A 6950-nucleotide genomic window follows, 5' to 3' on the forward strand; every position below is an offset into this window, starting at 1 on the left:
ATCTCGTTAGTTCCTTCAAAGAGACGGTTGATCCGAGAATCCCGATACATACGCTCAATCGGGTATTCGGCAATAAAACCATAACCACCATGGATCTGTACACCCTCATCTACGGCTAGGTCCAGAACCTCAGAGGCTAGTACCTTATTCAAGGAGCATTCAATTGCATATTCTTCAAGAGCTTTGCTGGCTTCCTTGCGACAGTCCCCGGTAACATCAAGATCTTTGCAGGCCTCTTCCATTAGACCAGCAGTACGGTAGACGACGCTCTCAGCCATATAGACTTGGGTAGCAACTTCGGAGAATTTGGCTTGAATTGCACCGAAGGAGCTTAAGGGAAACGCCAAACTGCTTACGCTCGCTGGCATATTTCAAGGCTACTTCTAAGGCCATCTCAGCACTACCGATGGCAGCAGCGGCTAGCTTGAAGCGTCCAACATTGAGAATATTAAAAGCAACAACATGACCTCTGCCCAATTCACCAACTACGTTCTCTACAGGAACTGCAACATCTTCCAGAATAACTTGGCGGGTTGAGGAGCCTTTGATTCCCATCTTCTTCTCTTCAGGTCCGAAGGACACTCCCGGCATTTCCCGCTCGACGATAAAGTTAGTCAGTTTGCCGTCAACTTTGGCGTAGACTAAAAAAATATCGGCAAAACCGGCATTGGTAATGAACTGCTTGGTACCATTGAGAATATAATGGGTTCCTTCGGCGTTAAGAACTGCTGTAGTCTTTGCCCCTAGAGCGTCTGAACCAGAGCCCGGCTCGGTCAGGCAGTAGGCCGCGATTTTTTCGCCGCTGGCAAGGCCGGGAAGATATTTGGCCTTTTGCTCAGGTGTGCCAAAATAAACAATGGGCAGGGTTCCGATGCCGGTATGAGCAGCAAAGGCTACGGCAAAGGAAGCCCCCCGGGGAACCTCTTCACCTACTACAACGGTGGAGAACTTATCCATGCTCATGCCGCCAAATTCTTCGGGGACTTCTAAGCCAAGAAGCCCTAGTTCGCCGGCTTGAGCCATAAAGCCGCGGATGAGACCGTCTTCCTGCTCTTCGAGAGCCTCAATTTTCGGTCCGACCTCTTTTTCGACGAAATTACGGGTCATTTTTTTAAGCTGTAAATGATCCTCGTTTAATTCCTCAGGGACAAATACTTGTTCAGGAGTTACATCGGCAAGCAGAAAGCCGCCACCTTTAAGGCCTAATTCCAATTCCATATTTCATTATCTCCTCTCTCAATCTTATTTGAAACAGGGGGACAGGTCCCTTGTTTCAACTTGGTAAGTACTTTAGCGTAGTGATGCCTAATGCGACACAGTACGACCGTATACTATGATTACTTTGTAAAGTATGAGGTGGAACGGTGTTATTCATCGTGACAAATGTTGAAACAGAGTTCCTGTCCCCGTGTTTCACAGGAGTTCGTAGATGCCGGCGGCTCCCATGCCGCCACCGATACACATGGTAACCATGCCGTATTTGAGGCCGCGGCGTTTCATTTCGTGAAGAAGGGTGGCGGTGAGTTTGGCGCCTGTACAGCCGAGGGGATGGCCGAAGGCGATGGCACCGCCATTGGGGTTAACTTTAGCGGGGTCAATCTCTAAGGTTTTGATAATTGCCAAAGCTTGGGCGGCAAAGGCTTCATTGAGCTCAAAAAGGTCGATTTGATCAAGGGTTAAGCCCACTTGCTTGAGTACTTTGGGAATAGCTTTAATGGGACCGATCCCCATGAGTTCGGCCTCAACGCCGGCGACGGCGAAACCCCGCCATACTGCCAGGGGTTTAACCCCCAGCTCTTTTACCTTATTTTCGGACATAAGCAGAGTCGCTGCCGCTCCATCACTGGTCTGGGAGGAGTTCCCGGCCGTGACGGTTCCGCCGTTCATGAAGGCGGGTTTTAGCTTACCCAGAGACCCAACTGTACTATCCGGGCGAATTCCTTCGTCTTTACTAAACCAAACTTCACCTTTTTTGCCACTGGAGATCAAAACGGGAACAATTTCTTCGTCAAAGCGTCCGCTTGTTTGGGCGGCATGGGCTTTTTGATGACTGGCTACGGCAAATTCATCCTGCTGTTCCCGGGTAACTTCATATTTTTTAGCCACATTCTCAGCAGTAAGTCCCATGGAAAGGTAGACTTCCGGATAATGCTCGATCATATAGGGGTTGGGGGCCGGCTTGCCGCCACCCATGGGTACTGAAGACATGCTTTCAGCACCACCGGCTAACATAACCTCCGCTTCACCCAGTCTGATGCGGTCAGCAGCTATGGAAATGGCTTGAAGTCCGGAGGAACAGAGTCTATTGATGGTTTGTCCCGACACATCAATAGGAAGTCCCGCCCGCAGGGCTATAACCCGGGCCATGTTCATCCCCTGTTCTCCCTCAGGGAAGGAGCAACCGATAACACAATCATCGATATCGGCAAGATTTAAGTTAGGAACACTTTTTAATACATCCTGAATAACAAAGGCCCCTAAATCGTCCGGACGCATATGGGCTAAGGACCCTCTGCCGGATTTTCCTATGGCGGTACGTTTTGCTTCAATAACAAATGCTTCTTTCATTACCCTTCACCTCCTAATTCCTTAATGGCTTATTCTTAGTGAGCATATGACGGATGCGGTCAAGTGTCTTAGGTTCTCCGGCAAGGCTTAGGAACACTTCCCGCTCCAGATCCAGGAGATATTGTTCATCCACCAAGGTGCCGGCAGGTTTATCGCCACCGGTCATGGCATAAGCGAGTTTTTTCCCTAAGTGGGCATCATATTCGGAGATATAACGTCCTTCCTTCATGCCGTATAAGGCCAATTCCAAGAAGGCGCGGATTCCCGGCCCGGCTACTTTAACCTTTTGGGGAATGTTGGGACGGAAGTTCCGTGCTAAATCAATGACACGGGCTTTAGCATCCAACAGGACATGGTCGGCGTTCATACTATAGCGGTCATGATCCCGCATGAACCCGAGGTTTTTAGCCATTTCGGCACTAGTCGAAACTTGAGCCATAGCCACTACTTCAAAGCGCTTAGCAAAGAAGTAATCGGGAGCAACCACTACACCGGGAAGTACCCCTTCCATAGCGCGAATAGCCATTTCCTTGGTTCCGCCACCACCGGGAATAAGACCTACACCTAGCTCAACCAAACCCATATAGGTCTCAGCGGAAGCTTGGATAGCATGGGAATGGAGACAAACTTCGGTTCCGCCGCCAAGGGTCATGCCGAAGGGAGCAGCCACAACGGGCTTCTTGGCATATTTTAAGGCCATGGTTCCCCTTTGGAATTCTCGAACCATCATATCCAGCTCGTCCCAATTCTCTTCTTCCGCTTCCATCATGATCAGCATCAAGTTAGCGCCAACGGCGAAATTCTTACCTTGGCTGCCGATCACCATACCAAGATAGTTTTTCTCCACTTCTGCCAGGGACTTGTGGATCATGTTCATGATGTCGCCACCGATGGAGTTGTTGGGGGAATGGAACTCAAGACAAGCGACCCCATCACCCATATCAACGAGGCTGGCACCGGCATTACCAAAAATCTTCTTGCCTTGTTTATGGGCTTGCTTAAGGGAGAAGGAATATGGGCTGGCAGCTTTCTCCTTATACTCGCCGTCGGCATAGTACAAGGTGCCCCCGCTCTTAGTTTTTTGATAGAAGCTATCTTTACCATCAGCCAAAAGCTTTGCTACGATTTCCGGCAAAGTACCGCCCTCGGCAACAATGCGATCGGCTGTAGCTTTGACCCCTAAGGCATCCCAGGTTTCGAAGGGACCCATTTCCCAGTTGAAGCCTAGCTTCATGCCGGCGTCTACCGCAGTGATATCATCGGCGATTTGGGGGGCCAGCCGGGCAGCATAGAGGAGAACTTCTTTCAAAACGTTCCAAGCAAATTCTGCCCCTGCATCTTTACCGTTTACTAAGGTTTTGACCTTATCTTTAAGACCTCCCGCGTTTTTGGCTTTATCCAGGGAGGCAAACTTAATCTTTTTCTTGGGTACATACTCTAAGGTGTTTGGATCAAGAACCAGGGTTTCCCTGCCCTGTGGAGTCTGGACTTTTTTATAAAAACCTTGTTTACTCTTATCGCCAATCCAACCATTTTTGATCATGGTGTGGATGAATTCCGGCATGACGAAGAATTCCTTCTCTTCCGGAACACTATCGCCCACATTGTTGGCGACATGGACAAAGGTGTCTAAGCCTACCATATCAACGGTCCGGAAGGAAGCAGACTTAGGACGCCCCATGATCGGACCGGTTAAAGCATCCACTTCATCGATTGTCAAACCCGAACGCTGCATTTCCCTTATGGTAGCGGCTAAGCCGAAAACGCCGATTCGGTTGGCAATAAAGTTCGGGGTATCCTTAGCATAAACTACTCCTTTGCCCAGGACCCGTTCTGCAAATTCCTCCATCTCTTTGATGACTTCCGGATCGGTATTCGGTCCGGGAATCAATTCAAAAAGCTTCATATAACGAGGTGGGTTAAAGAAATGGGTGCCAAAGAAATATTTAGTAAAATCTTCAGGAAGTCCCTCTGTCATTGCTTTCAAAGAAATTCCCGAGGTATTGGAGGTAACAATCGTTCCGGGGCGGACATTTTGCGCAACCTTCTTAAAGAGGTCAATCTTAATGTCTAAACGCTCCACAACCACTTCAATGACCCAGTCCACTTCCTTTAAGCGAGCCAAATCGTCCTCAAAATTCCCTACTTCGATCCGCTCCGCAAATTCCGGAACGAATAAAGGAGCCGGATTCATCTTGATCAGCTTGGCCTTATTGGCCGCAGCGATACGATTTCTAACCTTGGGAGACTCCAGAGTTAGTCCTGCCGCCTCTTCCTCCGGCAGCAAACTAGTGGGTACGATGTCCAGAAGCAAACTGGGAATCCCGGCATTGGCCAGATGGGCGGCAATGGTGCTTCCCATAACTCCCGAGCCTAAAACCGCTACCTTGTAAATGGGCATATTCATCCTCCTTCTCTTCTTTAGCTTTTTGTTATCTTGAACTGTTTTACCTATACAATCTTTATGTCTATCCTCAGCTAAGTTTCCATATATTATGAATATTCTGATACCCAAAACCAAAAAAAGTCCTTAGGCCTTTTTTTGAGCCGACAAGCGATCTTTCTCACTTTTTAAATCCGTTCTCCGAAGTCGGTAATTTTTTCTCTCCCGCTTTTTCCTCTTCCCTCTTCCCTATTCTTTCGGCAACCCGAGAGCTCCCGAAAACAGCTCCAGCATACAGTCTGTGTCCTTGCTTAAAGACCGCTCGGACCGTGCAAAAATCCAATCAGTAGTCGCCCTATCGATGGTACCAAAAATCATTTGGCGGGCAACACGCACATTGAGTGAAGGAATGATTTCATTTTGCTTGATTCCTTCTTCAATCACCTCCTCAACCAAGCGGAAGTACTCCCTTAGCGGAACGGCAATAGCACTATACAAGCCTGAATTAGGTTGTCTTAACTCGACTTGTGTAACGGTTGCCAAAGCACGATTGTTCTCCATATGGGTAAAATGAGTGTGAACGATTGCCCGCAGGCGACTCCGTGTATCCTTGCAGGATTCCATTCTCCTACGGATAAGAAGAATAAAGTCCCCCATTCTCTCTTCAAAGAGCTTCACTAAAATGTCTTCCTTGTTCTTAAAATAGAGGTAAATGGTCCCGTCAGCTACTCCCGCGATGCGAGCGATCTTCGATACTTGACACGAATGATAGCCAACCTCTGCAAATGCTTCTATTGCTGCATCTAAAATTCTTTCATATTTGTCCTCACGGGAAACAGCCATAATTCGTCATCCTTTACTTGCTTTTTGCCTTTATTAGACATCCTTTTCTCAAGATTGTCAATGCAATCCCTCTACATAAACAAGGCTGTCCCTAGGCACTTTAACCGCATCAGACTTTTATGCTGCATGAGCAATATTATTTTTTTTCTTAAGCCAGTTGTTTTTTGAACTCTTCCGTAAGTAAGGGAACAATTTCATAAAGGTCACCAACAATGCCATAGTCCGCAACGGTAAAAATATTGGCTTCCGGGTCCTTATTAATAGCCACTATGACTTTGGAAGAGCCCATCCCCGCTAGGTGCTGAATAGCTCCAGAAATACCACAAGCAATGTAAAGGGTTGGGGAAACGGTCTTACCCGTTTGACCAACTTGGTATTTATACTCCCGGTAACCGGAATCCACGGCTGCCCGCGAAGCCCCAACGGCTGCACCGAGGGTATCCGCCAAGTCTTCGAGAATTTTGAAGTTTTCGGCATTCTTCATGGCCCGCCCACCGGAAACGATAATATTGGCATCGGTAAGCTCGGGACGGCTGGAGGCCTGACGAACTACTTCTTTGACAATGGTTTTTAGGTCTGCGGCATCGATAGCAGCGGCAACCTCCACTACCTCCCCTTGGCGATCGGGATTTGGGGCAGCAATACTAAAACTGTTGGGTCGGATGGTCGCTAAAATAGGACGTGCATCGGTGGCTACTTCCGCATAGGCTTTTCCGGCGTAGATAGGACGCTTAAAGCGTAGTTTGGCAGAGGGATCGACTGTTACTGCTACACAGTCGGAAGCACAGCCAACACCTAAACGCTGAGCAAGGCGGGGGGCAAGATCCCGGCCGATTCCGGTGTTGCCCATGAGCACAACTTCCGGATCTTCATCACGAATTACCCGATTTAACACAGAGGTATAAGCTCCGGTAGTATAATCCTTTAAGGCCGGATCCTCCGCCACAATGACCCTATCGGCACCATAGGAGGCTGCCGCGGCCGCTAAATCCTTAACTCCTTGGCCAAGCAATACACCGGTAACTTCTAATCCGGCCTTGTCGGCTAAACGCCGCCCTTCACTTAAAAGCTCCAAGGAGACCTTGCGAAGCTCCCCGTTATACTGTTCAAGTACAACTAAAATTCCCTTGGGCATCCTTTCTCAATCCTCTCTTGT

4 protein-coding genes and 1 pseudogene are annotated in these 6950 nt (G+C 48.5%); all 5 read right to left on the reverse strand.

The annotated features are described in order from the left end of the window. Positions 1–1218 (reverse strand): annotated as a pseudogene (locus AC1U9U_RS14690) (acyl-CoA dehydrogenase family protein); the annotation flags it as partial. Between the two features lie 195 nt (positions 1219–1413). After that, positions 1414–2568, reverse strand: coding sequence for a thiolase family protein (locus AC1U9U_RS14695; RefSeq protein WP_479961301.1), 1155 nt, complete (start codon positions 2566–2568; stop codon positions 1414–1416). A gap of 13 nt (positions 2569–2581) precedes the next feature. Next, positions 2582–4969: a 3-hydroxyacyl-CoA dehydrogenase/enoyl-CoA hydratase family protein gene (locus AC1U9U_RS14700; protein WP_479961302.1), complete on the reverse strand. Its 2388-nt coding sequence runs from the start codon at positions 4967–4969 to the stop codon at positions 2582–2584. A 231-nt stretch (positions 4970–5200) separates the two neighbouring features. Continuing rightward, positions 5201–5794, reverse strand: a complete 594-nt coding sequence (locus AC1U9U_RS14705; RefSeq protein ID WP_479961303.1) for a TetR/AcrR family transcriptional regulator — start codon at positions 5792–5794, stop codon at positions 5201–5203. A 148-nt stretch (positions 5795–5942) separates the two neighbouring features. Further along, positions 5943–6929 (reverse strand): electron transfer flavoprotein subunit alpha/FixB family protein, encoded by a 987-nt coding sequence (locus AC1U9U_RS14710; RefSeq protein WP_479961304.1) that lies wholly within the window; start codon positions 6927–6929, stop codon positions 5943–5945. Positions 6930–6950: the final 21 nt, after the last annotated feature.

The sequence above is a fragment of the Desulfitobacterium sp. genome, from assembly GCF_982384815.1.